This is a genomic window from Nonomuraea sp. NPDC003201 (genome assembly GCF_053590415.1).
This window is the reverse complement of record NZ_JBSFTC010000007.1, coordinates 61,096-85,847: the sequence shown is the minus strand read 5'-3', so window position 1 is coordinate 85,847 and position 24,752 is coordinate 61,096. Positions and strand designations below refer to the sequence as shown.

Annotated in this window: 27 protein-coding genes and 1 pseudogene; 13 read left to right on the top strand and 15 right to left on the bottom strand. The window is 69.9% G+C overall.

Features of this window, described 5'->3' with window-relative positions; all coding sequences use genetic code 11:
* The first annotated feature begins 84 nt into the window (after window positions 1–84).
* Window positions 85–321 carry a glutaredoxin family protein gene (locus ACWDX9_RS05660; protein WP_449949451.1) on the top strand — a complete coding sequence of 79 codons (237 nt, stop codon included), beginning with the start codon at window positions 85–87 and terminating at the stop codon, window positions 319–321.
* Here the strand turns inward: ACWDX9_RS05660 and ACWDX9_RS05655 are convergent.
* Window positions 311–1,774, bottom strand: a complete 1,464-nt coding sequence (locus tag ACWDX9_RS05655) for a putative quinol monooxygenase (protein ID WP_449949449.1) — start codon at window positions 1,772–1,774, stop codon at window positions 311–313. The two genes, ACWDX9_RS05660 and ACWDX9_RS05655, sit on opposite strands and share 11 nt — an antisense overlap.
* 178 nt (window positions 1,775–1,952) lie before the next feature.
* Here ACWDX9_RS05655 and ACWDX9_RS05650 point away from each other — a divergent pair, with 178 nt between their 5' ends.
* From ACWDX9_RS05650 to ACWDX9_RS05640, 3 genes are read left to right on the top strand one after another with little or no spacing between them, the layout of a single operon-like run.
* Window positions 1,953–2,591, top strand: coding sequence for a sigma-70 family RNA polymerase sigma factor (locus tag ACWDX9_RS05650; RefSeq protein ID WP_350739779.1), 639 nt, complete (start codon window positions 1,953–1,955; stop codon window positions 2,589–2,591).
* A 59-nt stretch (window positions 2,592–2,650) separates the two neighbouring features.
* On the top strand, window positions 2,651–3,283 hold the full coding sequence (locus tag ACWDX9_RS05645) for a DUF5667 domain-containing protein (protein WP_449949446.1): 633 nt from the start codon (window positions 2,651–2,653) through the stop codon (window positions 3,281–3,283).
* A gap of 18 nt (window positions 3,284–3,301) precedes the next feature.
* Window positions 3,302–4,177 carry an HAD family hydrolase gene (locus ACWDX9_RS05640; protein WP_319711188.1) on the top strand — a complete coding sequence of 292 codons (876 nt, stop codon included), beginning with the start codon at window positions 3,302–3,304 and terminating at the stop codon, window positions 4,175–4,177.
* Between the two features lie 16 nt (window positions 4,178–4,193).
* On the opposite strand, the gene ACWDX9_RS05635 is transcribed toward ACWDX9_RS05640, so the two are convergent.
* The 9 genes from ACWDX9_RS05635 to ACWDX9_RS05595 form a co-directional block, all read right to left on the bottom strand.
* Window positions 4,194–5,210: an LCP family protein gene (locus ACWDX9_RS05635; protein ID WP_449949443.1), complete on the bottom strand. Its 1,017-nt coding sequence runs from the start codon at window positions 5,208–5,210 to the stop codon at window positions 4,194–4,196.
* 2 nt (window positions 5,211–5,212) lie between these two features.
* Window positions 5,213–5,791, bottom strand: coding sequence for an RNA polymerase sigma factor (locus ACWDX9_RS05630; protein WP_185069958.1), 579 nt, complete (start codon window positions 5,789–5,791; stop codon window positions 5,213–5,215).
* 59 nt (window positions 5,792–5,850) lie between these two features.
* Complete coding sequence (locus tag ACWDX9_RS05625; RefSeq protein WP_449949440.1) at window positions 5,851–6,645, bottom strand: SDR family NAD(P)-dependent oxidoreductase; 795 nt, start codon at window positions 6,643–6,645, stop codon at window positions 5,851–5,853.
* A 69-nt stretch (window positions 6,646–6,714) separates the two neighbouring features.
* Entirely contained in the window at window positions 6,715–7,617 is a 903-nt protein-coding gene (locus ACWDX9_RS05620) for a lysophospholipid acyltransferase family protein (RefSeq protein WP_449949437.1), read from the bottom strand.
* Window positions 7,614–8,609, bottom strand: coding sequence for an NAD-dependent epimerase/dehydratase family protein (locus ACWDX9_RS05615; protein WP_350739765.1), 996 nt, complete (start codon window positions 8,607–8,609; stop codon window positions 7,614–7,616). Before ACWDX9_RS05615 ends, ACWDX9_RS05620 begins: the two co-directional genes overlap by 4 nt.
* A gap of 22 nt (window positions 8,610–8,631) precedes the next feature.
* On the bottom strand, window positions 8,632–8,730 hold the full coding sequence (locus ACWDX9_RS05610) for a 30S ribosomal protein bS22 (protein WP_018654693.1): 99 nt from the start codon (window positions 8,728–8,730) through the stop codon (window positions 8,632–8,634).
* A gap of 184 nt (window positions 8,731–8,914) precedes the next feature.
* Complete coding sequence (locus ACWDX9_RS05605; protein ID WP_026214222.1) at window positions 8,915–9,118, bottom strand: helix-turn-helix domain-containing protein; 204 nt, start codon at window positions 9,116–9,118, stop codon at window positions 8,915–8,917.
* A gap of 312 nt (window positions 9,119–9,430) precedes the next feature.
* Window positions 9,431–10,213, bottom strand: a complete 783-nt coding sequence (locus ACWDX9_RS05600) for a phosphatase (protein ID WP_364253641.1) — start codon at window positions 10,211–10,213, stop codon at window positions 9,431–9,433.
* A gap of 12 nt (window positions 10,214–10,225) precedes the next feature.
* Window positions 10,226–11,389, bottom strand: a complete 1,164-nt coding sequence (locus tag ACWDX9_RS05595) for an acetoin utilization protein AcuC (RefSeq protein WP_350739760.1) — start codon at window positions 11,387–11,389, stop codon at window positions 10,226–10,228.
* Window positions 11,390–11,611: 222 nt separating this feature from the next.
* Here ACWDX9_RS05595 and ACWDX9_RS05590 point away from each other — a divergent pair, with 222 nt between their 5' ends.
* The 4 genes from ACWDX9_RS05590 to ACWDX9_RS05575 all read left to right on the top strand — a co-directional run bounded on the left by ACWDX9_RS05590 (window position 11,612) and on the right by ACWDX9_RS05575 (window position 15,094).
* Entirely contained in the window at window positions 11,612–12,733 is a 1,122-nt protein-coding gene (locus ACWDX9_RS05590) for a sensor histidine kinase (RefSeq protein ID WP_449949433.1), read from the top strand.
* A complete protein-coding gene (locus ACWDX9_RS05585; protein WP_449949431.1) occupies window positions 12,730–13,386 on the top strand; it encodes a response regulator in 657 nt (218 codons plus the stop codon). The genes ACWDX9_RS05590 and ACWDX9_RS05585 overlap by 4 nt, the downstream gene beginning before the upstream one ends.
* Before the next feature lie 80 nt (window positions 13,387–13,466).
* Entirely contained in the window at window positions 13,467–14,357 is an 891-nt protein-coding gene (locus ACWDX9_RS05580; protein ID WP_449949428.1) for an ABC transporter ATP-binding protein, read from the top strand.
* A complete protein-coding gene (locus ACWDX9_RS05575; RefSeq protein ID WP_449949425.1) occupies window positions 14,354–15,094 on the top strand; it encodes an ABC transporter permease subunit in 741 nt (246 codons plus the stop codon). Before ACWDX9_RS05580 ends, ACWDX9_RS05575 begins: the two co-directional genes overlap by 4 nt.
* Before the next feature lie 2 nt (window positions 15,095–15,096).
* On the opposite strand, the gene ACWDX9_RS05570 is transcribed toward ACWDX9_RS05575, so the two are convergent.
* The 5 genes from ACWDX9_RS05570 to ACWDX9_RS05550 are packed head-to-tail and all read right to left on the bottom strand — an operon-like array spanning window position 15,097 to window position 20,033.
* Window positions 15,097–16,281 carry an ABC transporter permease gene (locus tag ACWDX9_RS05570; RefSeq protein ID WP_449949423.1) on the bottom strand — a complete coding sequence of 395 codons (1,185 nt, stop codon included), beginning with the start codon at window positions 16,279–16,281 and terminating at the stop codon, window positions 15,097–15,099.
* Complete coding sequence (locus tag ACWDX9_RS05565; protein ID WP_449949420.1) at window positions 16,278–16,961, bottom strand: ABC transporter ATP-binding protein; 684 nt, start codon at window positions 16,959–16,961, stop codon at window positions 16,278–16,280. The genes ACWDX9_RS05570 and ACWDX9_RS05565 overlap by 4 nt, the downstream gene beginning before the upstream one ends.
* A complete protein-coding gene (locus ACWDX9_RS05560) occupies window positions 16,958–18,313 on the bottom strand; it encodes an efflux RND transporter periplasmic adaptor subunit (RefSeq protein WP_449949418.1) in 1,356 nt (451 codons plus the stop codon). Before ACWDX9_RS05560 ends, ACWDX9_RS05565 begins: the two co-directional genes overlap by 4 nt.
* Window positions 18,314–18,347: 34 nt before the next feature.
* Window positions 18,348–19,142: a pyrroline-5-carboxylate reductase gene (gene proC / locus ACWDX9_RS05555; protein WP_350739738.1), complete on the bottom strand. Its 795-nt coding sequence runs from the start codon at window positions 19,140–19,142 to the stop codon at window positions 18,348–18,350.
* Window positions 19,143–19,151: 9 nt separating this feature from the next.
* Window positions 19,152–20,033: a proline dehydrogenase family protein gene (locus tag ACWDX9_RS05550; protein ID WP_449949416.1), complete on the bottom strand. Its 882-nt coding sequence runs from the start codon at window positions 20,031–20,033 to the stop codon at window positions 19,152–19,154.
* A gap of 69 nt (window positions 20,034–20,102) precedes the next feature.
* On the opposite strand from ACWDX9_RS05550, the gene ACWDX9_RS05545 reads away from it, so the two are divergent.
* From ACWDX9_RS05545 to ACWDX9_RS05525, 5 genes and pseudogenes are all read left to right on the top strand, one after another.
* Window positions 20,103–20,555 carry a hypothetical protein gene (locus ACWDX9_RS05545; protein ID WP_449949413.1) on the top strand — a complete coding sequence of 151 codons (453 nt, stop codon included), beginning with the start codon at window positions 20,103–20,105 and terminating at the stop codon, window positions 20,553–20,555.
* A 199-nt stretch (window positions 20,556–20,754) separates the two neighbouring features.
* Window positions 20,755–22,623 (top strand): molecular chaperone DnaK, encoded by a 1,869-nt coding sequence (gene dnaK, locus ACWDX9_RS05540; RefSeq protein ID WP_350739729.1) that lies wholly within the window; start codon window positions 20,755–20,757, stop codon window positions 22,621–22,623.
* Window positions 22,623–23,219, top strand: a complete 597-nt coding sequence (gene grpE, locus ACWDX9_RS05535; protein ID WP_449949410.1) for a nucleotide exchange factor GrpE — start codon at window positions 22,623–22,625, stop codon at window positions 23,217–23,219. Before dnaK ends, grpE begins: the two co-directional genes overlap by 1 nt.
* Window positions 23,220–23,241: 22 nt before the next feature.
* Window positions 23,242–24,417 (top strand): molecular chaperone DnaJ, encoded by a 1,176-nt coding sequence (dnaJ, locus tag ACWDX9_RS05530; protein ID WP_363976823.1) that lies wholly within the window; start codon window positions 23,242–23,244, stop codon window positions 24,415–24,417.
* 3 nt (window positions 24,418–24,420) lie between these two features.
* Window positions 24,421–24,744, top strand: a pseudogene (locus ACWDX9_RS05525) (heat shock protein transcriptional repressor HspR); the annotation flags it as partial.
* Window positions 24,745–24,752 lie beyond the last annotated feature (8 nt).

Genomic DNA, 24,752 nt, shown 5'->3' with positions numbered 1-24,752 from the left:
GGACCGCGTGAACGGAATCGAACCGTCTTTCAGGTTAATCCCTTTGTGAACCGATGCACAAAGTCGCGGCGGTAGCGTGTGCCCATGCATCGCATCACGTTGCTCGGGAAGCCCGGCTGTCACCTGTGTGAGGACGCGCGAGAGATCATCGCCAAGGTGGCGGGCGAGCTCGGGGTGCCGTGGGAGGAGATCAGCATCGAGTCCTCCGAGGAGCTTCAGGAGAAGTACGGGGAGATGATCCCGGTCACACTGATCGACGGCGTGCAGCACGACTTCTGGCGGGTCGACGAGACCCGCCTGCGGGCGGCCCTCAGTACGTGACCGTCGGGAGCGGCACCACCTTCGCGGCGTTGACGTTGAGCTCGATGACGTTGGTGGCCAGCACCATCGCCTGCCGCTCGTTGACGAACCTCTCGACGTGGGGCTGGCGCTGGTGGTCGCGGTAGGCGACCTCGTCGCGGTAGAGCTCGTAGACGATGCGCTGCAGGGGGGCCGACTTGACCGCGTGGCAGGCGTACACGAGCGTGTCGGGCTCGCCGCGGCGCACGGCCTCGACGGTCGCCTCGGCCAGCCGGTCGAACGCCTCCCCGGCCCCGTCCATGATCGTGAAGACGGTGAGCAGGCCGTAGATGGTCGGCGAGGGCTTGCCGGAGCCGGGCTGCTGTTGCTGTTGCTGGGCGGGCGAGAACAGCTCGGCGCCCGGGTAGACCGCGCCGGTCCCCGGCATCGCGAAGTCGGGGCGCTGCGGCGGCGCCTGGGCGGCGGGCGGCGCGCCGTTCATGATGTAGCCGGTCGAGGGCCCCGAGTCGGGCGGCGGTGACATGCGCGCGGCGTAGTCGACCCCCTGGTCGCCCGCGCGGTATTCGGCCACCAGATCGCCCAGGCCCGACGACCTGCGCGGTGGGGAGGGCGGGAGCCCGGGACCGCCGGGAACGGGCTCAGGCATGCCTCTGGGGCCCGGCGGGGGCTGCATGGGCGCCTCGTCGCGGAACATGGGGCGCTCGTCGTGGTGCTGCGCGCGCTCCTCGCGACGCTGAGAGCGATCGTCCCGGCGCGAAGGCCGCTCGTCGCGGTCGGAGTCGAAATCGTCCTCGTCGTCGTCCTCGTACGGCGCCAGGGGCCGCAGCACGGTGTACCAGACGGCCGCCGCGGCGACGGCGAGCAGCGCCGTGGTGAACAGCGCCGGCACCGTGAACCTCATCGCGCCCACGAGCGCCATCCCCGAGGGGACGATGACCGCCGACGCGTGCAGGTTGTCGGTGTCGTATTCGTCACCCTGGCGCCACTTGATCCCCGCCACGACGAGCATGCCGAGCATGGTCAGGACGGCGACGACGTGCACGCCGAGCAGCAGCTTGTCGGGGATGATCGCCCAGAAGTTGGCGGCCGTCGGCAGCGACTTGCCCATCTCCTCGCTCTTGAGCGGGTCGAAGATGAGGATGGCCACCGACACGACCGTCAGGGCGATGCCGATCAGCCATGCGAGGAATCTCGGCGGCGCCTTCTCCCCCAGCAGCTGGACCATGCCGACGGCCAGCCAGAGCGGCGCCAGCAGCGATCCCGTGATCTGGTAGATCCGGAACGTGACCGAGCCGAACCCGAAGACGTAGCCGATGCCGATCACGGCCAGTGACAGGCAAAGAGACACGACTGCAACGGTCCAGGCGATCAACCACCCCTCAGGCTCGTCGCGAAGTCGTTGAATCAGGGCGCCCACCGCGATCGCGGCCAGGAGCGCACCGGCGAAAGCTATGACAGCAACGAGGATCTCCATGATGACTCCAATGCTGCCGGACGAACCTCCCAGACCGGTAGCCGAAGAGGGAACGGGTCGGGAGACACGGTATCTGCCGATTACGCCTAGTCATGCCAGCACGCTGTGGATTGTGGAATTTCCGGTTGATTTCTAGAGTGTTCGAGCACGCCGCACCCCTTACCCCTAGGGATACCGGATGCCTGACTCGTCACCGTTCGCCGGGCTGCTTGCGCCAACGGTCGCTGTGCCTGCCCGGACGGGCGAGCCCGCCGTGCGCGAAGAAGTGCCCGACGACATTCGCACGCTGGTGCTGCATGCCAAAAGTGGCTGCACCGATTCCTTTGGCACGCTCTACGACCGGTATGTGGATCTCGTCTACCGCTACATCTACTTCCGGGTGGGATCGCACCAATTAGCCGAAGACCTCACCAGCGAGACCTTCCTGCGCGCGCTGCGCAGGATCGGCGACTTCACGTGGCAGGGACGCGACTTCGGCGCGTGGCTCGTGACCATCGCCAGAAATCTGGTCACCGACCACTTCAAGTCCGGTCGCTACCGGCTGGAGATCCCGACGGGCGAGATCATCGACGTACCGCTCGACGGCTCGCACATCCCTGAGAACGCCGTGGTCAACGCGATCATCAACGACAGGGTGCTGCGTGCCGTACGAGATCTCAATCCCGAGCAGCAGGAGTGTGTGGTCCTGCGCTTTTTGCACGGCCTCTCGCTCGCGGAAACCGCGCTGATCATGGGGAAGAAGAGTGGAGCGATCAAAGCGCTGCAGTTCCGCGCCGTCCGGGCGCTGGCCAGGGCACTTAAGCACGATCTGGCGTAACTTCCCCCATCCGCATCTCGTTAGTCAGATGTCACTGCCGGATCAGTCAGGGAGCTGTCATGGGTAGGGCGCGCAGGGAGCGGGAGCTCGTGCTCGAGCACCTCGCGGAGCTGCGCAGCCTGCCGCTCGGGGGCATGCCCGAGCCCGCCTTCCGCGAGCGGCTGCGCGCGGAGATCCTGTCCGGCGCGCTCCTGGAAGCGCCCGAGCCGGAGGCACCCGCCCGCCGCCGTCCGGCGCGCCGGCGGCCGCTGCTGCCGCAGCTGGCCACGCTGGGGCTGGCGGCGGTCTTGATGATCTCCTCCTTCGCCACGTACCGGTCGGTGCCGGGAGACTCCCTCTACCCGCTCAAGCGCGCCGCGGAGAGCACGCTCGTACGCCTCAGCAGCGACGACGCCGAACGCGGCGAACGCGAGCTCGACTCGGCCAAGACCCGGGCCAGGGAGGTCGCCACCCTGCTCGGCTCGGCCGAGGACGGCCCGCTGGTCGGCAGGACGCTGAAGGACATGGAGGAGTCGACGCGCTCGGGCATCAGCAGGCTGGAGCGGGCGGAGCCGCGCTCCCCTAAGATCAAGACCTTCGCCCGCGACCAGAAGAAGGTGGTCGGGCCGATACTCACGCAGCTCGACGACTCACAACTTGCCCAGGCGGAGGGATACCTTGACTACATCGAGGGTCTGGTCGCGCCTGACTAGGAAAGTAAGCTGAGCGCCATGTGGCGGCTAATTCGACGAGGACACGAGGTGGCGCCCGAGGCCGCCGGCGAGGCCGCGGCGCAGGCGGCGGCCACCGTCGCGCCGGTCGAGCCGGACCTGCAGGCGGCGGCGTTCTTCGACGTCGACAACACGATGATGCGCGGGGCCTCGATCTACCACTTCGCCAGGGGGCTGGCGACGCGGGGCATGTTCACGACGTCCGACCTGATGAAGTTCGCGGTCGGGCAGGCCGTGTTCAGGCTGCGCGGCAACGAGAACCCCGAGCACATCGCGGTCGCCAGGGAGACGGCGCTGGCGTTCGTGGCGGGGGCCAAGGTCGACGACGTCGTACGACTCGGCGAGGAGATCTACGACGAGGTCATGGCCGACCGCATCTGGGGCGGCACCCGTTCCCTCGCCCAGAGCCACCTGGACGCGGGCCAGCGCGTCTGGCTCGTCACCGCCACCCCCGTGGAGCTGGCCCGCGTCATCGCGCAGCGGCTCGGCCTGACCGGCGCCCTCGGCACGGTCGCGGAGACCCGTGACGGGATCTACACGGGACGCCTGGTGGGCGACCTCCTGCACGGTCCCGCCAAGGCGGAGGCGGTGCGGGCCCTGGCCCGCCGCGAGGGGCTCGACCTGACCCGCTGCACGGCCTACAGCGACTCGGCCAACGACCTGCCGATGCTGTCCCTGGTGGGCTCGGCGGTGGCCATCAACCCGGACAGCGAGCTGCGGGAGCACGCCAGGAAGCACGACTGGCCCATCAAGGACTTCCGCACCGGCCGCAAGGCCACCCTGACGGCCCTGCCCATCGCGGCCGGCGTGGGCGCCATTGCCGGCGGGATCGCCGCCGGCATCGCCCTCCGCCGCCACTACCGCAACTCGATCTAGCCGTTACGGCGAGTCGTCACCCTCCGAGGCGTTTGAAGAGCTTTTCGGCCTCCGGTTGGCTCCACTGCAGGCGGTTCTTGTCCTCCGGATACGGCTCCCACGGGACCGTCGTGAGGTCCAGCTTGGTGCCCGACAGCTCGGTGGCCAGCTCGTACATCGACTCCAGGTTCAGATCGGTCTTGACCGACTCGCGCACCATCTCCAGGAACGGCTTGAGCCGCTCGGGCGAGGACAACCCCGACCGGGCCTTCTTCAGCATCGCCAGCACGAGGGTCTGCTGCCGCTTCACCCGCTGGATGTCCGACCCGTCGCCGTAGTGCCGCAGCCGCACGTAGCCCAGCGCGGCCTCCCCGTTCAGCAGGTGCTTGCCGGCCGACAGCTTGAGCTTCGACGCCTTGTCGTCCACGGCCTTGGGCAGCGTGACCTCGACGCCCCCCAGCGCGTCCACCATGCCCTTGAAGCCCGAGAAGTCCACCTCCACCGAGTGCTGGATCCGCAGCCCGGTCAGAGACTCCAGCGTGCGCTTGAGACAGCCCGCCCCGCCGGTGTCGTACGCGGAGTTGATCATGTCGACCCTGGAGGGCGACGAGCCGCAGCGGGGGATCGTGACCATCGAGTCGCGCGGGACGCTGACGACGGTGGCGCGGCCGCGGTCGGCCGGGACGTGCACGATCATGATGGTGTCGGACCGCCTGCCGCCACCGCCGTCCTGTCTGGCCAGCAGCGGGCCGTACTTGGCGTTGCCGTCGCCCACACGGGTGTCGGAGCCGATCACCAGCACGTTCCGCGCGCCGCTCATGTCCACGCTCTGCGAACCGGCGGGCGGCGCCGCCGTGTGCCGACCGCTGACGAGCACGGCGGGCACGGCGACGGCACTCGCCGTGGCCACCGCGACCAGTCCCGCCGTCCACCAGCCGCCCCACCGGCGGCGGGGACGCGCGCGCAGCAGGCGGTCGCGCTGGCGGACGAGCGTCGCGGGCGGCTCGTGCCCGATCTCCTCCCCGAGGTCCCGGAGCAGCTTCAGGTCGTCCATCGTCACTCCTCCTCCATGGGGTTGGTGTCGCCGAGTGCGGCCCGCACCTTCCGCCTGCCCCTGTTGAGGCGGGAGCGCACGGTCCCGATGGGGATGCCGAGCGCCCGCCCGACCTCCTCGTACGTGAGATCGCCCCAGGCGATGAGCAGCAGCACGTCCCGGTCCTTGGCGGGCAGCGCCGCGAGGGCCCCTGCCAGCTCGGCGCGGACGGCCTGGGCGGTGACCCCGGCGGCCACCCGGTCCGCGGGCGACTCCACGTCGGAGTCGACAGGGGCGCGCAGGAGGGCCCGGTAGCGGGCCGCCTCCTTGCGGTGGTGCCGGGAGATGAGCTTGGTGAGAATGCCGAAGAGCCACGGCCGGGCGTCCGGGTACGCCAGGTCGTAGCTCTTCCTGCGTGAGAAGGCGACCAGGAACGTCTCGCCGACGAGGTCCTCGGCCGGCTCTGGGCCGAGGCGTTTGGAGACGTACCGGTAGAGCATCGCGGAGTAGCGGTCGAAGAGCTCGGCGAACGCCTCGGGTTCGGTCCACGAGGCGCTCACGAGCTCCGCATCCGCACCCCTGGTGGCGGGTTGCGTGATCATCTCCGCCCTTCTTTGGGGGGATCGGTCACGGATGTCTTGCCACAACCCGCCCAGAGGGTTCACAGCTCCTTGAGCTGACCCCCGTCGATCACGAACTCGGCGCCGGCGGTGCTGCCGGAGCGAGGCGACGCGAGCAGGGCGATCGCGTCGGCGACCTCCTGCGGGTGGACGAGCCGACCCGTGACCATCTTCATCATGGTGGGCGCGACCTCGTTGATCACGCTCTCCTTGTCGGAGCCGGCCATGCCCGCGAAGACCTCGGCCGCGCCGCCCTCCTTGGTCCACCAGTCCGTCAGCACCGCGCCGGGCATCACCGTGTTGACCCTGACGCCCTGGGGCCCGTACTCCTCCGAGAGGGACTTGGTGAGCTGGTTGACGGCCGCCTTGGCGGCGCCGTAGTCGACGTTGACGGGGCCGGCCTGCCTGCTCATGGTGGAGGAGACGTTGACGATCGAGCCGCCGCCCCGCTCCAGCATGACGGGCAGGGCCGCCCGGATCATGCGGACGACCGCGAACAGGTTGAACTCGAACATGGCCGCCCAGTCCTCGTCGGAGGGCGTCAGGAACCCGGCGCGCGGCAGCGTCGCCCCGGGCGGCGGACCGCCGGCGTTGTTGACCAGGATGTCCACCCCGCCGAACTCCTCCACGGCCCGCGCCACGACCCGCGCGGGCGCCTCGGGGTCCATCAGGTCCACGGGCACGTGCACGACCTTGTCGGGCCACTCGTCCGTACGGGTCCGCGAGGCCGCCACGACATGGGCGCCCTCCTCGGCCAGGGTGGTGGCCACGGCCAGTCCGATGCCCTTGGACGCGCCGGTGACGACGGCGACGCGGCCGGAAAGCTGAAGATCCATGGGATTCCTCCCGATGTTCGGCGAATTTGTCTTTGTCGCCCGTAGAACACCGGAGGCACCACGCAGGTTTCACACGAAGGGCGGGAAGGCGTGCCCTCGGCGCAATCGCAGCTCGTTGAGCATCTGCTGGATGACCTCGCGTACGTGGTCGGTGAGGTTGAAGACCAGCATCGGGTCGTCGGCCGCGGCCGGCTCGTACTCGTCGGTGCGGATCGGCTCGCCGAACTCGATCATCCACTTGGACGGCAGCGGCACCAGCCCGAGCGGCCCGAGCAGCGGGAAGAACGGCGTGATCGGCAGGTAGGGCAGCCCGAGCATCCTGGCCAGGAACTTCAGATCGCCGACCTTGGGATAGATCTCCTCGGCCCCGACGATCGCGGTGGGCACGATCGGCACCCCCGCGCGGATGGCCGAGGCCACGAAGCCGCCGCGGCCGAAGCGCTGCAGCCGGTAGCGGTCGCCGAACGCCTTGCCGACGCCCTTGAAGCCCTCGGGGAACACCCCGACCAGCTCACCCTTGCGCAGCAGCCGGTCGGCGTCCTCGGGGCAGGCCAGCGTGTGGCCGGTCTTGCGGGCCAGGTGGCTGAGCACCGGGAGCTGGTAGACCAGGTCGGCGCCGAGCAGCCGCAGCGGCCGGGCCGCCTCGTCGTGCAGGGCCACCTGGAGCATCAGCGCGTCGACCGGCAGCGTGCCCGAGTGGTTGGCGACGACCAGCGCCCCGCCCTCGTCGGGGATGTTCTTCAGCTCGACCGTCTCCACCCTGAACCAGTCGGTGTAGAGCGGCCTGATCAGCTCCAGGACCACCTTGTCGGTCAGCTCGGCGTCGTAGCCGAACTCGTCGACCTCGTAGTCGCCGTCGACGCGCCTGCGCAGGAAGGCCAGCAGCCTGGCCACCCGATCGGGCTCCTCGAACGACGGCGCCGCGCTGATCGGGATCACCACGGCGTCCTGTTGTTCCTGGGGAACGCTCAACTGCGCACACCTCCGAGCGGGTGCAGGCCGTGCGAGCGCAAGAAGTCGTCGAACGCCGCCCCGGTCGTGAACTTGGGCTTCCATCCGAGCGCCGCCTCCAGCGCGGAGGTGTCGACCGCGCGCCCATGGCACATCAGCCTGACCTGCTCGGGCGAGTATTCGACCAGCCCGATCCTGCGTACGGCGTTGCCCAGCACCTTGAACGCGGGCGAGGGCAGCGGCATCGAAGGCCGGCCCGCCCGCCTGGCGCACTGCGACAGCAGCAGCACGCCTGCCCCGGCCACGTTGAACGTGCCGGGGTGCTCCTCCGTCGCCATCCGGCGCAACACCTCGACCGCGTCGTCCTCGTGGATGAACTGCAGTCGCGGGTCGAAGCCGAACACGGTCGGCAGCACCGGCTGGGAGAAGTAACGAGTCAGCGGCGAGTCGACGCCGGGACCCATGAAGTTGGCAAAGCGCAGCATCGACACCGTCACGTCGGGACGTCGCCGGGCGAAGCCCCGGACGTAGCCCTCGACCTCGACAGCGTCCTTGGCGTAGCCGTGGGTGGGGCCGTCGTGGGGCTCCAGGTCCTCGGTGAACACCGCGGGATCCCGCGGCGACGAGCCGTAGACGGCGGTGGTGGAGCGGACCACCACGCGCCGCACGGTCGCCGACCGCTGGCAGGCACCGAGCAGTTGCATGGTGCCGATCACGTTGTGCTCTTTCATGGCTGCCCTGCCACCGCTCCTCGACGGAGCGCTGACCAGGCTCATGTGCACAACGGTGTCGATGTCGGCAGCCGCGATCACCTGAGCGATGTCAGGGCTGCGCAAATCCACCCGAACGAACTCAGTCCGGCCGAGAGAGATGCCGCCGTCCCGTGTTAGCCAGGGGGGCGGCACGGTGTCAACTCCTATGACGCGGCTGATGTCCGGGTCGGACGAGAGAATGCTCGCCACCCGGGCGCCGATATGGCGCGAGACTCCGGTGACCAGCACGGTGTGGGTCATCAGCGCCTCGCAGCTGCGTAAGTTACTTCTTGTTACGCCGCTGGATGCGCGTCTTCTTGAGCAGCTTGCGGTGCTTCTTCTTAGCCATCCGCTTGCGGCGCTTCTTGATCACAGAGCCCACGGGACCCCCAGGTACTGATAGCAAGTCTGACCGGAGTGCGAGCGCACACCGGCTCACAGACTACCGGCGATCGACGGTGGATCGCCCCACCGGGGGGTGAGAGCCCGGTCGCGCCTTCCGGCGGCCGGGCCCCTCCCGGGACAGCTTTCACGACATTCACGACATGACGGGTCACGTCGCTACTTCAGCCTGCCTCGATGTAGGCCTCCCGCAGATAGTCGTGTACCGCCTGCTCAGGCACCCTGAACGACCGGCCGACACGGATGGCCGGCAACTCGCCAGAGTGGACGAGCCGGTACACCGTCATCTTGGACACCCTCATGACCGTCGCCACTTCCGCGACGGTCAGGAACTTCACCTCACTGAGAGGTCTTTCGCCTGCACCCATCGGACGCCTCTTCCGCACGTGTTTCCGGGTTATCCCCACTGGTGCCATTGCTCACGCACGTGTACTGCCGTCAGCGTAAGTCGGGACTCCGGGTGCGCAAACCCCCTAGTTTCTCAGTCGCCGGAGCCGCCTGTCAGCCGAACCAGCGAAATCGCTGGTGAGCAGCCGGGCAGAGCACCTCACCTGGACGTTGGAACTGTCCAAGTTGCCACACATAAGAGTCGCCGGAGCCCCATCAAAAGTTGGCAAAGGGACAGCGAGCCTCTTGGAATGCAGGCGCGAAAAGACGGTATCGGGAGGGCCGAATTCGACTCAAAGGGCTCGTGAGACCTGAGTGACGATCCGCTCCGTCAGCGGAGCGTAAAAGCGCGGTAGCACATTGTCATCGAGCGGTACGACCACGTCAATCTTTCCTTCGGCTTCGCCGAGGAAGAGTCCGGGGTCGTTGCTGTCGGCGAACGCCACTGTGTGCGCACCGGCCTCTCCCGCCGCTCCCGCCCAGCCGTGGTCGGCGATCACGAGGTCAGGAAGCTCCCCGCCGAGCTCGTCGATCATGTGGCACATGGGCGTGGCGTCGTGGGTGTGCACGAACGCGCCCCGGTCGTCGAGCATGGCGACGTCCTGGAGATAGCGGATCTTCCGCCGACGCCCGAAATTGGCCCCGGAGTACGACCATCCCTCGCCCGGCGCGAGCAGTTCGGCCCCGCGCTCGGCGCAGAGCCGCGCCAGCGGCAGGTGCACGGCGAGCAGCCCGGTCGGGTGCCCGGTGGCGAGCAGGACGCGCGGGTTCTCCCGCGACAGCACGGCGGCGATGGACTCGGCCATGTCGTCGAGCGCGTCGATCGTCAGGTCGGGGTCGATGGTGTCCTGGCCCCAGCGGTGGTCGGGGTCGGAGACCACGCCGGCCGACTTGGCCATCAGCGCCAGGATGTCGCGGTACGACCACGGCTGGTCGAAGGTCAGGCCCAGCTTGTAGTGCGGGTCGCCGTTGGCGAGCGAACTGTAGTGGTCGAGGTTGTTCTCTCGGGGGGTCGCGACGTCGCCGGCTATTCGAGTCCGGACAAGGTGCTCTCGTAGTTGGTCGCGGCTAAGCACAGCACTTCCTCGTTAGGGCATTGGATCGAGGCCGTGCAGGGGGAACACCGCATGTCGGGTCGCCATGACAGCACGGTCAATGGGGTCCGCTGGGTCATAACCACCAGAGATGTCACGAAATTCCGGATTGCGGCCATCCGTCATCGTGAGCGGCGGCGTCTCGCCCGTACGTTCCCTGACGAACTGGCGCCAGCTCTCGCTCGTCGGGGTGGCCGGATCGACCGGGTGACCCGCCAGCTCGGCGATGAGATGGGTCCACGCCCGCGGCACCACCTGCACCAGCTCGTAACCGCCGCCGCCGGTGGCGATCCACCGGCCGCCGGCGGTCTCGTGGGCCAGGTGGTGCAGGGCGGCGTACGCGGCCCGCTGGCCGTCGACGCTGAGCATCAGGTTGGCCAGGGGGTCGAGCGCGTGGCTGTCGCAGCCGTGCTGGGTGACCAGGATCTCCGGCCGGAACTCGTGCAGCAGCGGCGGCACGACCGCGTGGAAGGCCCGCAGCCACCCCGAGTCGCCGGTCCCCGCGGGGAGCGCGACGTTGACGGACGTGCCCTCCGCCCCGGTCTCCTCCGGGAAGCCGGTGCCGGGGAACAGCGTGCGCGGGCTCTCGTGCAGGCTGATCGTCAGGACCCTGGGGTCGTCGTAGAAGGCCGCCTGGACGCCGTCGCCGTGGTGGACGTCCACGTCCACGTACGCGATGCGGCCGGCCCCCTGCCGCAGCAGCCAGGCGATGGCCAGCGCGGGATCGTTGTAGACGCAGAAGCCGCTCGCGGCGGAGCGCATCGCGTGGTGGAGGCCGCCGGCGACGTTGACGGCGTGCTCGGCCGAGCCCTCCCAGACCGCGCGGGCGGCGGCCAGCGAAGCGCCGGCGATCAGCGCGGAGGCGTCGTGCACGCCCTGGAACGCGGGGTTGTCCGGGGTGCCGAGCCCGGCGCCGAGATCGGGCCGCCCTGAGGCGGACACGCGCTTGACGGCCTCGATGTAGTCGCTCGTGTGGACCATGGCCAGCTCGGCGTCCGTCGCGGGCTCGCAGCCGGCCATCTCGACCTTGTCGAGCACGCCGAGCGCGCGGGCGAGCGCCATGGTCAGCTCGACGCGCACGGGGGCGAGCGGATGGCTCGGGCCGAAGTTGTAGGAGGTGAGAGCGTCGTCCCAGATCACCCGCGCCGACCGGCTCATCCCTGTCCCTTCGTGTTCATGGCCTCCACTCCGTGGAGGCGGCTCGGTCGCTGGGGAGCCGTCGCCTTCCCTCGTCGCTCTGGCCGCTGCGCTCCCGACGCTCCTCAGTCCAGGCGACGGCGCTCCCTCGCGTCCTTGGGGCGACGTTACCGCAGGGCAGACGCCGCCTTGTAGCCCAGAGCCGGCCAACCGATCTAGAAATTTCATGATTAGGGTCGTAGCGTGCGGCGAACCTTCCTCAAGATCGTGCGCTACTTCAGACGTCCCAAGGTCTTCGACACGACCCTCGTGGTCGTGCTGTCGCTTCCCGCCCTGATCGCGCTGTTCTTCATGCTTCGCCGGGGCGACATGACGTCCGTCCCGAGCGCGGTGTTCTACCTGGCGGGCATGCCGCTCCTGCTCATGCGCCGCCGCAGGCCGCTCGTCACCGTCGCGCTGGTGACCGCGGTGGACATCGCGAGCATCGCCACCGTAACGGCGATGAACAGCGGCGTGGCCGCGTCCATCGCGCTCTACAGCGTGGGCCGCTACACCGCGGGCCGCACGACCGCGATCGCGACGGCGGCGGTGTTCGCCGCGTACGCGACGGCGGCGGAAGTGCTCAGGCAGTTCACCGGCGGCTGGGTGATCTCCCTGTTCTCCGTCGGCGTGCCCGTGGGCATCGGGCTGATCGTCCGGCTCAGGACCGAGCTCGCCGAGCGCGGCCTGCGCGAGGCCGCCGACGCGGCCGTGCGCGCCGAGCGGCGGCGCATCGCCAGGGAACTGCACGACGTGGTCGCCCACCACATCACCGTCATCAACGCCCTGGTCGGCGGCGCGCGGGCGACGCTCCCGCCCGAGCAGGAGGTCACCAGGAACGCGCTGGAGAGCGCCGAGCAGACCGCCCGGCAGGCGATGTCGGAGATGCGCCGCCTGCTGGACGTGCTCAGGGCCGACGGCAGCGAGGGCCCCGACGCCGCGACCGGGGTGGGCGCGGACCGGCTACCCTCGTTGATCAAGGAGGCGAAGTCGGCGGGGCTGCCCGCCAGCCTGGTCGTGACGGGCGAGCCCGTCGCCCTGCCCGCGACCGTCGACCACGCCGTCTACCGGATCGTGCAGGAGGCCCTGACCAACACCCGCAAGCACGCGACCAGCGCCAGGGCCAGCGTGCGGCTGGCGTACGAGCCCCGGGCCGTGGAGGTCGAGGTGGTGGACGACGGCCTGGCGGCGGGCGGCGGCACGCCGGGGTTCGGGCTCGGCGGCATGGCCGAGCGGGTGGCGTTATGCGGCGGCCAGCTCTCGACCGGGCCCCGCCCAGAAGGAGGCTTCCGCGTGCACGCCCGCATCCCCCTGGAGGCGCCGTGAAGATCAAGGTACTGCTGGCCGACGACCACGAGCTGGTCCGCAAGGGCTTCCGGCTGATGCTCGACGCGCAGCCCGACCTCGGCGTGGTCGGCGAGGCCGCGGACGGGACCGAGGCGGTGGAGCTGTGCCGGCGGCTGCGGCCGGACGTGGTGCTGATGGACCTGCACATGCCGGGTCTCGACGGGGTGCGCGCGACCGAGCTGATCACCGCGGAGCTGCCGGAGGTGCGGGTGCTCGCGCTGAGCACGTTCGACCTGGACGAGAACGTGGTCGCGGCGCTCAGGGCGGGCGCCGGCGGGTTCCTGCCCAAGGACGTCTCCCCCGAGGAGCTCATCGAGGGCGTGCGCGTGGTGCACCGGGGCGAGTCGGCCGTCGCGCCGCGCCTGCTGACCCGGCTGATCGGCACGTTCATTCACGTGTCCCGGCCGAGGCCGGTACCCGCCGAGCTGGACGGGCTGACCGACCGCGAGCGGGAGGTCCTCGTGCTGATCGCCCGCGGCAGGTCCAACACCGAGATCGCCCAGGATCTGTCCGTCTCCCCCTCGACCGTCAAGAACCACGTGACGAGCCTGTTCGCCAAGATCGGCGTCAGGGACCGGGCGCAGGCCGTGATCGTGGCATATGAGGCGGGGCTGATCCGCCCAGGAGAGTAGGACCACGCTCCCAGACCCCCTCGCCGGAGACGGTTCCCTGGCAGGAGGAAACCGGGCACGCGCGACGGCACGCTGGGATCATGAGCGCGATACGAGCTACGAACCTGAGCAAGCGCTACGGCGGCACCACGGCCGTCTCAGACCTGTCCTTCGACGTCGAGCCGGGCCAGGTGACCGGATTCCTGGGGCCGAACGGGGCCGGCAAATCGACGACCATGCGCATGATCCTCGGGCTCGACCGGCCGTCCGGCGGCTCGGTGCTCGTGGACGGCCGGCCGTACGGGGAGCTGAGGCATCCGCTGCGCAAGGTGGGCGCGCTGCTGGACGCCAAGGCCGTGCACGGCGGGCGGAGCGCGTACAACCACCTGCTGGCCATCGCCCAGAGCAACGGCATCCCCGCGGGCCGCGTGAACGAGGTGCTGGACGCGGTGGGCCTGCGCGAGGTGGCCAGGCGGCGGGTCGGCGGGTTCTCGCTGGGCATGTCGCAGCGGCTGGGCATCGCCGCGGCGCTGCTCGGCGACCCGGAGATCCTGATCTTCGACGAGCCCGTCAACGGGCTCGACCCCGACGGCATCCTGTGGATCCGCACGTTCATGCGCAAGCTGGCCGCCGAGGGCCGGACCGTGTTCGTCTCCAGCCACCTGATGAGCGAGATGGCGCAGACGGCCGACCACCTGATCGTGATCGGCAAGGGGCGGCTCATCGCCGACACGAGCGTGCGGGAGTTCATCGGGCGCAGCTCGCAGGGGTACGTACGGGTCCGCTCGCCCCGCCTGGCCGAGGTGGCCGAGCTGGTCAAGGTCGGCGAGCTGCACCCCGACCACCTGCGCGTGACCGCGATGAACACGCTCGAGATCGGCACCCTCACCGCGCGGGCCGGGATCCCGCTGGAGGAGCTGACGTTCGTGCAGCCCTCGCTCGAAGCGGCCTACATGGAGCTCACCAAGGACAGCCTGGAGTTCTCGTCATGATCGACATCCTCAGGTCCGAATGGACCAAGATCCGCTCGGTCCGCTCGACGGTGTGGACGCTGGCCGTCACCGCGTTGCTGATGCTGGGCATGGGCGCGCTCATCAGCATCGCCGCGAAGAACTCGGCCGACGGGCCGATCGACGCACCGCAGGCGATCATGATGGGGCTGGTCGGCACCATGTTCGCCTCGCTGTCCATGGCCACGCTGGGCGTGCTGGTCATCTCCAGCGAGTACCGCACGGGCGGCATCCGCACGTCGCTGATGGCCGTGCCCAAGCGCATGAGCCTGCTGACCGGCAAGATCGTGGTGTTCACGGCGGTGTCGCTGGTCGTCTCCACGGTCGCGTCCGGGGCCTCGGTCCTCGTCAGCCTGATGGTCACGCAGCCGCCGGCGCTGGAGACGGGTGACGTGGTCCAGGCCGTGCTCGGCGGCGGCCTCTACCTGACGGCCTGCGGGCTGTTCGGGCTGGGGCTGGGCACGCTCGTCCGGCACACGCCGGGCGCGATCGTCTCGGCCATCGCGCTGATGCTGGTCCTGCCGCAGGTGACGACCATGCTGCCCGGGCAGTGGGGCAAGACCGTGTCCGACTACTTCACCACCAACGCGGGCTCGCAGATCGTGATGCCCCGGGGCGGCAACTCGCTCGGCCCGTGGGACGGGTTCGGCGTCTACCTCGTCTGGGTCGTGATCGCCGTGATCGCGGGGGCCGTCCTGATGCAGAGGCGGGACGCCTGAGATCACTCGGCGCGGAGGGCGATGACGGGGTCCAGCCGGCCCGCCCTCCGCGCCGGAGCCACGCCGAAGAACACCCCGACCGCCGCCGACACCCCGAACGCCAGCGCGATCGACCACCACGTGATCGACGCCGGCACCTCGGTGAACGCCGTGATGGCCAGCGCGCCGCCCACCCCGAGCACGATCCCGGCGAGCCCGCCGATCGTGGTCAGCAGCACCGCCTCGATGAGGAACTGGGCCAGGATGTCGCGCTGCCTGGCCCCCAGCGCCTTGCGCAGCCCGATCTCCCGGGTGCGCTCGCGGACGCTGACCAGCATGATGTTCGACACGCCGACGCCGCCGACCAGCAGCGAGATGCCCGCGATGGCGGCCAGCACGCCGGTGAGCATGCCGAGCACGCTGCCGATCGTGCCGAGCAGCGCGGTCTGCGTGACCGCCGAGAACTGCTCGCCCGGATACCGCGCCCGCAGCGCCGCGGTCACCTTCTCCGACAGCGGATCGATCTCGTCCGGCCCGGACGCGCCGACCGCCAGCCCGTTGATCCGCTCGATCCCGAGCAGCCGCTGCGCCGTCGTCACCGGGATGTGGATCTCCTGGTCGCGGGAGAGCCCGAACGTCTGCCCGATCTCGGCGTACACGCCCACCACCCGGAACCTGGCCCCTGACACCGTCACCTGCCGTCCGATCGGGTCCAGGTCGCCGAACAGCCGGTCGGCCACCTCCGAGCCGAGCACCGCCACCCTGCGCCGGGTGTCCACGTCGGTCTCGCTCAGCGGGCGGCCCTTGTCCAGGGGGCGCTCGAAGATGTTGACGAGGTTCTGGTCGGTGCCGATCACCGTGACGAACGCCTCGGCCCTGCCGACGCGTACGGTCTCGCCCGACTGCAGCGAGACCGTCACCTTCGACGGGTCGCCCACCACGCGCCGCAGGTAGGCCACGTCGGCCAGGCCCAGCTTGCTCTGCGTCGGGGCGGCGCCCAGGCTGATGCGGCCGGGGACGACGAGGATGATGTTCGTGCCGAGGCCAGAGATCTGCTTCTCGATCTCGTCCTTCGCCCCGGTGCCGATGGCCACCAGGATCACCACGGCCAGCACGCCGATGATCACACCCAGCATGGTCAGCACGCTGCGCAGCCGGTTCACCCGCAGAGCTTCCAGCGCCATCGCGAACGCCTCGCTGGATTTCACGCCGTGTCCTTCTCGATCAACCCGTCCCGTACGTGGATCTGCCGCCGGGCGTGGGCGGCGACCTCCGGCTCGTGCGTGACGAGCACCACCGCCACCCCGCCCTCGCCGTTGAGGCGGTCGAGGATGGCCATGACCTCGGCCCCGTTGGCGGTGTCGAGGTTGCCCGTGGGCTCGTCGGCCAGCAGCACCTTGGGCTCCCCGACCAGCGCCCTGGCGATGGCGACGCGCTGCTGCTCGCCGCCGGACATCTGGGACGGCCGGTGCTCCAGCCGGTGCCCGAGCCCGACCGCCTCCAGCGCCGTACGGGCCCGCGCGCGCCGCTCGGCCCGGCCGACCCCCCGGTAGACCAGCGGCAGCGCCACGTTGTCCAGCGCCGACGTCCTGGCCAGCAGGTGGAAGGACTGGAAGACGAATCCGATGGTCTTGTTCCGCAGCTCGGCCAGCTCGGTGTCGGACAATCCGGAGATCTCCACCCCGTTGACCTTGAGCACGCCCGAGCTGGGACGGTCGAGGCAGCCGAGCAGGTGCATGAGCGTCGACTTGCCGGACCCGGAGGGCCCGACGATGGCGGCGAACTCGCCCGGGTCGATCCGGAGCGACACGCCGCGCAGCGCCTCCACGGCCACGCCGTCGAGCTGGTAGCGCCGGGTGAGGTCCACCGCCTCGATGGCGGCCGTCATGGGATCCGCTGCCCTTGCCGTACGGAGTCCGCGCCCTTGACCACGATCCGGTCGCCCACGGACACCCCGCTCAGCACCTCGACCACCGCGTCTCCTTGGGCCCCCAGCTTGACCACGCGGCGCTCCGCGGCGCCGTTCCTGATCGCCCAGACCACGCTCTCGCGCCCGCTGGAGACGATGGCCGAGGCCGGGGCGGAGACGGCGGAGGGCGACTCGCGCACGGTCAGCCGCGTGACGGCGCTCATGCCCGGCTTGGGGGTGGGCGCCTTGGAGCCGTCGTCGAAGGCGCCGGGCCCGAGCGTGAGCCGCACCGGGTAGCTGACGCCGCCCGTGGTGCCCTCCTTGGGGGTGACACCGATGCCGGTCACCACGGCCGTGTACGTGGCGCCCGGCACCGCGTCCAGCTCGACGCCGGCCCGCACGCCCTTTTTGACCAGCAGCACGTCGGTCTCGTCGACGTCGGCGTCCAGGATGAGCTTGGAGACGTCGGTGACGGTGACGATGGAGTCGCCCGCCGAGACGGGGACGCCCGCCACGACCGGGCTGCCGGAGGTGGAGCCGCCCGTCGACGGCAGGGACGGGAGCTGCTGCCCGCCGCCGGGCAGCTGGCTGAGCAGCCCTTCGACGCCGCTCCCGGCCCCGCCGCCGCCCGAGGCGCGGCCGAGCGTGACGACGCCGCCGAACGGCGCCTTGATCGTGAGCGACCTGACCGTGCTCTCCGCCGCCTTGACCGCGGCCTTGGCCTGCGACTTCGAGGCCGCCTGCAGCGAGGCCATGGAGCGGGACAGCCCGCCGGTCACGCCGGACATCAGGCCGCTGATCGAGCGATTGAGCTGGACGGTGATCGAGGCCAGGGCCCTGGTCTGCGCCTTGTGCTGGGCCTGGGCGAGGTCGATGGCGTTCAGGAGCTGCCGGCGCGTCTTCGCGTCCTCGACCTTCTTCGCCTCCTTGCGGGCCCTGGCGAAGTGGGCGGCCACCTTGCGGTCGAACGCCCGGGTGTCGAACGACGGCAGCCGGACCTCCGGCGTGCTGAAGCTCGCGGGGGTGGCCGCCTTGGAGGCCTGGCGGGCCTGCCGGAGCTGGCTCTGGGCCTGGGGCGAGCTGATCCTGACCAGGATCTGGCCCTTGCGCACGCGGTCGCCCTCGCGGACGTACAGCTTGGCGATCGTGCCCTGGGCGGGCGAGCGCAGTGTGGCGGAGGCACGCGCGCCGATCGTGGCGGGGGCCTCCACGACCTCCGTGACCGGGCCCCGGCCGACCTCGCCGACCTGGACCGCGGGCCGCTCCTCGGAGGAGCAGCCCGTCAGTACGAAAAGGACGAGCAGCGGCGCGATGCCGCGACGTAACGTCACCCGACCCATCGTAGGAGTGAGGCCGGCCGGTCTCTCAGCCGGAGGCGAGCTGGCGCCCCCGGTCGCGGGCGGCCTCGATCGCGGCCAGGAACGCGGCCCGCACGCTGTGCCGCTCCAGCTCCGCGATGGCGGCGATGGTCGTGCCGCCCGGCGAGGTGACGGCCTCGCGCAGGATCACCGGGTGCTCGCCCGAGTCGCGCAGCATCACGGCGGCCCCGACGATCGACTGGGTGACCATGTCGAGCGCGGCGGCCCGCGGCATGCCGAGCAGGATGCCCGCGTCGACCATGGCCTCGACCAGGTAGAAGAAGTAGGCCGGGCCGCTGCCGGACAGGGCCGTGGCGGCGTCCTGCTGGGACTCGGGGATGCGCAGCACCTTGCCGACCGGGCTGAGCAGGCCCTCGGTGCGCTTGAGGTGCTCCTCGCCCGCGTGGGCGCCCGCCGAGATCACGCTCATCGCCTCGTCGAACCTGATCGGCGTGTTGGACATCACCCGGACCACGGGCACGTCCACACCGAGCCGCTGCTCCACGAACGCCGTCGTGATGCCGGCCGCGGCGGTGATCACGAGCCGGTCGGCGGGCACGTACGGGGCGATCTCGGCCAGCAGCGTGGCCATGTCCTGCGGCTTGACGGCCAGGATGAGGGTGTCGGCGACCTTGGCTGCCTCGGAGTTGGAGACGGTGCGCACGCCGTACGTCTCGCGCAGCGCCTGCGCCCGCTCGGTCCGGCGGCTGGTCGCCATGATGTCGCCCGGCTTGAACCCGGCGCGCAGCAGACCGGACAGCAGGGCCTCGCCCATCTTGCCCGTGCCCAGAATCGCAATCATTGGGGCAGCCTACCGTCGGCTCACCAGCGACCTGAGGAAGAAGGCCAGGTTGCGGGGGCGCTCGGCCAGGCGGCGCATGAGGTAGGCGTACCAGTCGGAGCCGTAGGGGACGTAGACGCGCATCCTGGCGCCCTGCCCTGCCAGGCGGAGCTGCTCGTCGGGGCGCACGCCGTACAGCATCTGGTGCTCGTAGCCGGTCGCGTCGCGGCCCTCAAGGACGGCGAGCGTGGAGGCGATCCGCACGAGCCTGGGGTCGTGGGTGGCGATCATGGGGTAGCCGGTGCCGGCCATCAGGACCCGCAGGCACCGTACGAAGGAGCGGTCGATGTCGGCGGGCCTGGTGTAGGCCCCCGGGGCGGTGTACGCGCCCTTGCACAGGCGCACCCGGGCCCCGCCGAGCTTCTCGCAGCGATCCAGCGAGTCCGGCAGGTACGCCTGCACCACCACGCCCACGTCGGGATGGTCCTTGCGCAGCGCGGCGTGCACGGAGTGCAGGCCCGGGATCGTGTCGTGCTCCTCGGCGTCGAGCGTCACCGTGACGTTACGGGCCGCGGCGGCCCGGCAGATCGCGGCGGCGTGGTCGAACGCGAGCCCCTCCGACAGCCGCAGCCCGAGCGACGTCAGCTTGACCGACACGTCGGCGCCGGCGGGCAGCAGGGCCAGCAGCCGCAGGTACTCGGCGACCCCCTCCTCGGCCTGCGCCTGCTCGGTCACCTCCTCGCCGAGGTGGTCGACGGTGACGAGCAGCCCCTTGCGGGTCAGCTCGCCGATCACCCCGCGCACGTCGCCGGCGACGAAGCGCCCGACCACGCCCGCGGTCAGCGGCGACGTCGAGATGAGGCGCTCGGCGCGTTCGCTCTTGGATATGGCAATAAGGGCCTGACGGAGCACGTGAACCACACTAAACCGGGGCATGATGAACCGCGGAACACTCCTGTCCGTCGAATGGGTATGCGTGCAATGACTGCGACTCTCCTGGCCGGTTGTCTGGTGCTCGCGACGAGTTGCGGCGCGGCGGCGCCCGCCGAGCGGGCCTCCACGGCGGTCCCGGCCAAGCCGCCCGCCGTGGCCGAGCCGGTCACCACCACCCCGACGAAGAGCCCCGAGAAGGGCCCACAACCGGTCAAGCCGACCGGCAACGCCATCAACGTCCACAAGGTCCGCTGGACCAAGGCCAGGGCGGTGTCCAAGCGGAAGGTCCAGCTCACCTGGTGGTCGGGCGTCGCCCCGTGCACGGTGCTGGACCGCGTCAAGGTCAAGGAGACGCCCAAGTTCGTCACGGTCACCCTGTACGAGGGCACCGCGCCCAAGGCCAGGAACGTGTCGTGCATCATGATCGCGATCGAGAAGACCACCACGATCACGCTCAAGAAGCCGATCGGCAAGCGCAAGATCGTCGACGGCGCCAAGTAGGGCGCCATGTAGCCCGACGCCCCGGCCCGGTGCCGGGGCGTCTTCGCGCCCAGGAACCTTCCGCGGATCCACCGCCGTTAGAGGGAATGCCGGTGCGCTCACGAGGCTTGAGTCGAGTAGGCTCAAGTCGTTTGACAAAGACGACCGGCATTCGTACCTTGAGTCCACAAGACTCAACTTTGACTACAAGGACGTACTCATGGCACGTGCGGTAGGTATCGACCTTGGGACGACCAACTCTGTCGTCTCGATCCTCGAGGGCGGTGAGCCCACCGTCATCGCCAACGCGCAGGGCTCGCGGACCACGCCGTCCGTGGTCGCCTTCGCGAAGAACGGCGAGGTCCTCGTCGGTGAGGTCGCCAAGCGGCAGGCCGTCACCAATGTGGACCGGACGATCCGATCGGTCAAGCGGGAGATGGGCACCAACTGGTCCCAGGAGATCGACGGCAAGAAGTTCTCGCCCCAGCAGATCAGCGCCTTCGTCCTGCAGAAGCTGAAGCAGGACGCGGAGGCCTACCTCGGCGAGAAGATCACCGACGCGGTGGTCACCGTTCCCGCCTACTTCAACGACGCCCAGCGCCAGGCCACCAAGGAGGCCGGCACGGTGGCGGGCCTCAACGTGCTCCGCATCATCAACGAGCCGACCGCGGCGGCCCTCGCCTACGGGCTCGACAAGGAGCAGGACCAGACCATCCTGGTCTTCGACCTCGGTGGCGGCACCTTCGACGTGTCGCTGCTCGACGTCGGCCAGGAGGATGGCCACGGCTTCGTCGAGGTCAAGGCCACCTCCGGTGACAACCACCTCGGTGGTGACGACTGGGACCAGCGCGTCGTCGACGAGCTCGTCAAGCGCTTCCAGAACGCGCACGGCGTCGACCTGTCCAAGGACAAGATGGCGCTCCAGCGCCTGCGCGAGGCGGCCGAGAAGGCCAAGATCGAGCTGTCCAGCCAGTCCGAGACCAACATCAACCTGCCCTACATCACGGCCTCGTCCGAGGGCCCGCTGCACCTCGACGAGAAGCTGACGCGCTCCGAGTTCCAGCGGCTGACGGCCGACCTGCTCGAGCGGACCAAGGGCCCGTTCCACCAGGTCATCAAGGACGCCGGCATCAAGGTCTCCGACATCGCCCACGTGGTGCTCGTCGGCGGCTCGACCCGGATGCCCGCCGTGACCGAGCTGGTCAGGGAGCTGACCGGTGGCAAGGAGCCCAACAAGGGCGTCAACCCGGACGAGGTCGTCGCCATCGGCGCCGCCCTGCAGGCCGGCGTGCTCAAGGGTGAGGTCAAGGACGTCCTGCTGCTCGACGTGACCCCGCTGTCGCTGGGCATCGAGACCAAGGGCGGCATCTTCACCAAGATCATCGAGCGCAACACGACGATCCCGACCAAGCGCTCCGAGGTCTTCACCACGGCCGAGGACAACCAGCCGTCCGTGCAGATCCAGGTCTTCCAGGGTGAGCGCGAGATCGCCTCGTACAACAAGAAGCTGGCGACCTTCGAGCTGACCGGCATCGCGCCGGCGCCGCGCGGCATCCCGCAGATCGAGGTCACCTTCGACATCGACGCCAACGGCATCGTCAACGTCTCCGCCAAGGACCTGGGCACGGGCAAGGAGCAGTCGATGACGATCACCGGCGGCTCCGCGCTGCCGAAGGACGACATCGAGCGGATGATGCGCGAGGCCGAGTCGTACGCCGAGGAGGACAAGAAGCGCCGCGAGGAGGCCGAGGTCCGCAACAACGCGGACGGGCTCGCCTACCAGACGGAGAAGTTCCTCCGCGAGAACGACGACAAGGTCCCCGGCGACATCAAGACCGAGGTCAACGACGCCCTGTCCGAGCTGAAGAAGGCTCTGGAGGGCACCGACACCGACGTCATCCGCACCTCCGCGGAGAAGCTCGCCACGGTCAGCCAGAAGATGGGTTCGGCGATCTACGCCGCGAGCCAGGGCCAGCAGGCCGGTGGCGAGGGCGCCCCGCAGGACGCCGCCGCCGGTGACGGCCAGAAGGCCGACGAGGACGTGGTCGAGGCCGAGATCGTCGACGACGAGCCGAAGAAGGACAAGTGATGCCGCCGCGCGACAACGGGCATGACGAGCCGGTGATCCGCGACAACCGCAAGATCGACCCGGACACGGGGCAGGTCAGGGACACCACCGTCGCCGACCAGGCGGCCCAGCCGCCGGCGGCGGAGGTCTTCGCCAACGGCGAGCTGGAGTCCCAGCTCGCCGAGCGGACCGCGGACCTGCAGCGACTCCAGGCCGAATACGTGAACTACCGCAAGCGGGTCGAGCGCGACCGCGCCGCGGTCAGGGAACAGGCTGTCGCGGGCGCGCTGGTGGAGCTCCTGCCCGTGCTCGACGACATCGGCCGGGCCCGCGACCACGGCGAGCTCACCGGGGGCTTCGCGAAGGTGGCCGAGTCGCTGGAGGCGGCCGTCACCAAGCTGGGCCTCAGCGCCTTCGGGCAGAAGGGCGAGCCGTTCGACCCGACCGTCCACGAAGCGCTGATGCACAGCTACTCATCCGAGGTCACCGAGCCGACCGCGATCGAGGTGCTGCAGCCTGGATACCGGATGGGTGACAGGGTGCTGCGCCCGGCGCGGGTGGCCGTCGCGGAGCCCGGGGACGCCACTCCCGCGTCCAATGACGACGACGAAAACTGACAACGAGGACGAAGGGCCGTAGATGAGCACCAAGGACTTCCTGGAGAAGGACTACTACGCCGTCCTTGGTGTGCCCAAGACCGCCACCGCCGAAGAGATCAAGAAGGCCTACCGGAAGCTGGCCAGGCAGTACCACCCGGACACCAACCAGGGCGACGTGACCAAGGAGACCAAGTTCAAGGAGGTCTCCGAGGCTTACGACGTCCTGTCCGACACCAAGCGCCGCAAGGAATATGACGAGGCGCGCACGCTGTTCGGGTCCGGGGTGGGCGGCCAGCGGCCCGGTGGTGGCGGTTTCCCGTTCGACTTCGGCGACCTGTTCGGCGGCACCGGACAGAACACCGGCAGCGGTGCGGGCGAGCGGCTCGGCGACCTGTTCGGCGGGCTGTTCAACCGTGGCGGCGGCACCACCCGCACGACCACCACGTCCAGGCCGAGGCGTGGCCAGGACATCGAGTCCGAGGTCACGCTGACGTTCACCGAGGCGGTCGAGGGCACCACGGTGTCGCTCAGGCTGACCAGCTCGGCCGCCTGCGCCGCGTGCACCGGCACCGGCGCCAAGGCGGGCACGACCCCCAGGGTCTGCCCCACCTGCGAAGGCACGGGCGCGGCCAGCCGAAACCTGGGCAACTTCGCCTTCTCCGAGCCCTGCCGCGACTGCAAGGGCCGCGGGCTGATCGTGGACGACCCCTGCCCCGTGTGCGAGGGCAGCGGCCGGGCCAAGAGCACCCGCACCATCCAGGCCCGCATCCCCGCCGGCGTGGCCGACGGCCAGCGGGTCAAGCTCAAGGCCAAGGGGGCGCCGGGCGAGAACGGCGGGCCCGCCGGCGACCTCTACATCCTCACGCACGTCAAGCCGCACGCCGTCTTCGGCCGGTCGGGTGACAACCTGACGATCACCGTGCCGGTCACGTTCACGGAGGCGGCGCTCGGCGCGGAGATCAAGGTGCCGATCCTCAAGGGCATGCCGGTCACGCTGCGCATTCCCACGGGCACGCCCAACGGGCGCACGTTCCGCGTGCGCGGCAGGGGCGTGACCCGCAAAGACGGCACCAAGGGAGACCTGCTCGCCATGGTCGAGGTGGTGGTGCCGAAGACGCTCGACGACAAGTCACGTGAGCTCCTCAACGAGTTCAACACCGCGACCGCGGGTGAAGACCCGCGCGCTGAGCTGATTCAGCGAGCCAGAAGCGAGTAGCCGATGGACGCCAATTATTTCGACCTGTCAGATGACACACCTGTATACGTGATCTCGGTGGCCGCGCAGCTGTCAGGGCTCCACCCGCAGACGCTGCGCCAGTACGACCGGCTGGGCCTGGTCAGTCCTGGCCGCACGGCGGGGCGCGGCCGCCTCTATTCGACCCGCGACATCATCCAGCTGCGCGAGGTGCAGCGGCTCTCCCAGGAGGAGGGCATCAACCTCGCGGGCATCAAGCGGATCCTCGAACTCGAGAACGAAGCTCTGCGGCTGCGTGAGGAGGTTCACCGCCTGCGTGCCGAGATGCGCATGGTCAGAGCGTTGATCCGATATGA

Coding starts and splice junctions, on each gene's coding strand:
- ACWDX9_RS05605 (WP_026214222.1), bottom strand. CDS start 9,118: ATGGGTGCAGGCGAAAGACCTCTCAGTGAGGTGAAGTTCCTGACCGTC.
- ACWDX9_RS05545 (WP_449949413.1), top strand. CDS start 20,103: ATGACTGCGACTCTCCTGGCCGGTTGTCTGGTGCTCGCGACGAGTTGC.
- ACWDX9_RS05640 (WP_319711188.1), top strand. CDS start 3,302: ATGTGGCGGCTAATTCGACGAGGACACGAGGTGGCGCCCGAGGCCGCC.
- proC (WP_350739738.1), bottom strand. CDS start 19,142: ATGATTGCGATTCTGGGCACGGGCAAGATGGGCGAGGCCCTGCTGTCC.
- ACWDX9_RS05660 (WP_449949451.1), top strand. CDS start 85: ATGCATCGCATCACGTTGCTCGGGAAGCCCGGCTGTCACCTGTGTGAG.
- ACWDX9_RS05625 (WP_449949440.1), bottom strand. CDS start 6,645: ATGGATCTTCAGCTTTCCGGCCGCGTCGCCGTCGTCACCGGCGCGTCC.
- ACWDX9_RS05630 (WP_185069958.1), bottom strand. CDS start 5,791: ATGATCACGCAACCCGCCACCAGGGGTGCGGATGCGGAGCTCGTGAGC.
- ACWDX9_RS05615 (WP_350739765.1), bottom strand. CDS start 8,609: ATGACCCACACCGTGCTGGTCACCGGAGTCTCGCGCCATATCGGCGCC.
- ACWDX9_RS05645 (WP_449949446.1), top strand. CDS start 2,651: ATGGGTAGGGCGCGCAGGGAGCGGGAGCTCGTGCTCGAGCACCTCGCG.
- ACWDX9_RS05575 (WP_449949425.1), top strand. CDS start 14,354: ATGATCGACATCCTCAGGTCCGAATGGACCAAGATCCGCTCGGTCCGC.
- ACWDX9_RS05565 (WP_449949420.1), bottom strand. CDS start 16,961: ATGACGGCCGCCATCGAGGCGGTGGACCTCACCCGGCGCTACCAGCTC.
- dnaJ (WP_363976823.1), top strand. CDS start 23,242: ATGAGCACCAAGGACTTCCTGGAGAAGGACTACTACGCCGTCCTTGGT.
- ACWDX9_RS05650 (WP_350739779.1), top strand. CDS start 1,953: ATGCCTGACTCGTCACCGTTCGCCGGGCTGCTTGCGCCAACGGTCGCT.
- ACWDX9_RS05655 (WP_449949449.1), bottom strand. CDS start 1,774: ATGGAGATCCTCGTTGCTGTCATAGCTTTCGCCGGTGCGCTCCTGGCC.
- grpE (WP_449949410.1), top strand. CDS start 22,623: ATGCCGCCGCGCGACAACGGGCATGACGAGCCGGTGATCCGCGACAAC.
- dnaK (WP_350739729.1), top strand. CDS start 20,755: ATGGCACGTGCGGTAGGTATCGACCTTGGGACGACCAACTCTGTCGTC.
- ACWDX9_RS05635 (WP_449949443.1), bottom strand. CDS start 5,210: ATGGACGACCTGAAGCTGCTCCGGGACCTCGGGGAGGAGATCGGGCAC.
- ACWDX9_RS05595 (WP_350739760.1), bottom strand. CDS start 11,389: ATGAGCCGGTCGGCGCGGGTGATCTGGGACGACGCTCTCACCTCCTAC.
- ACWDX9_RS05580 (WP_449949428.1), top strand. CDS start 13,467: ATGAGCGCGATACGAGCTACGAACCTGAGCAAGCGCTACGGCGGCACC.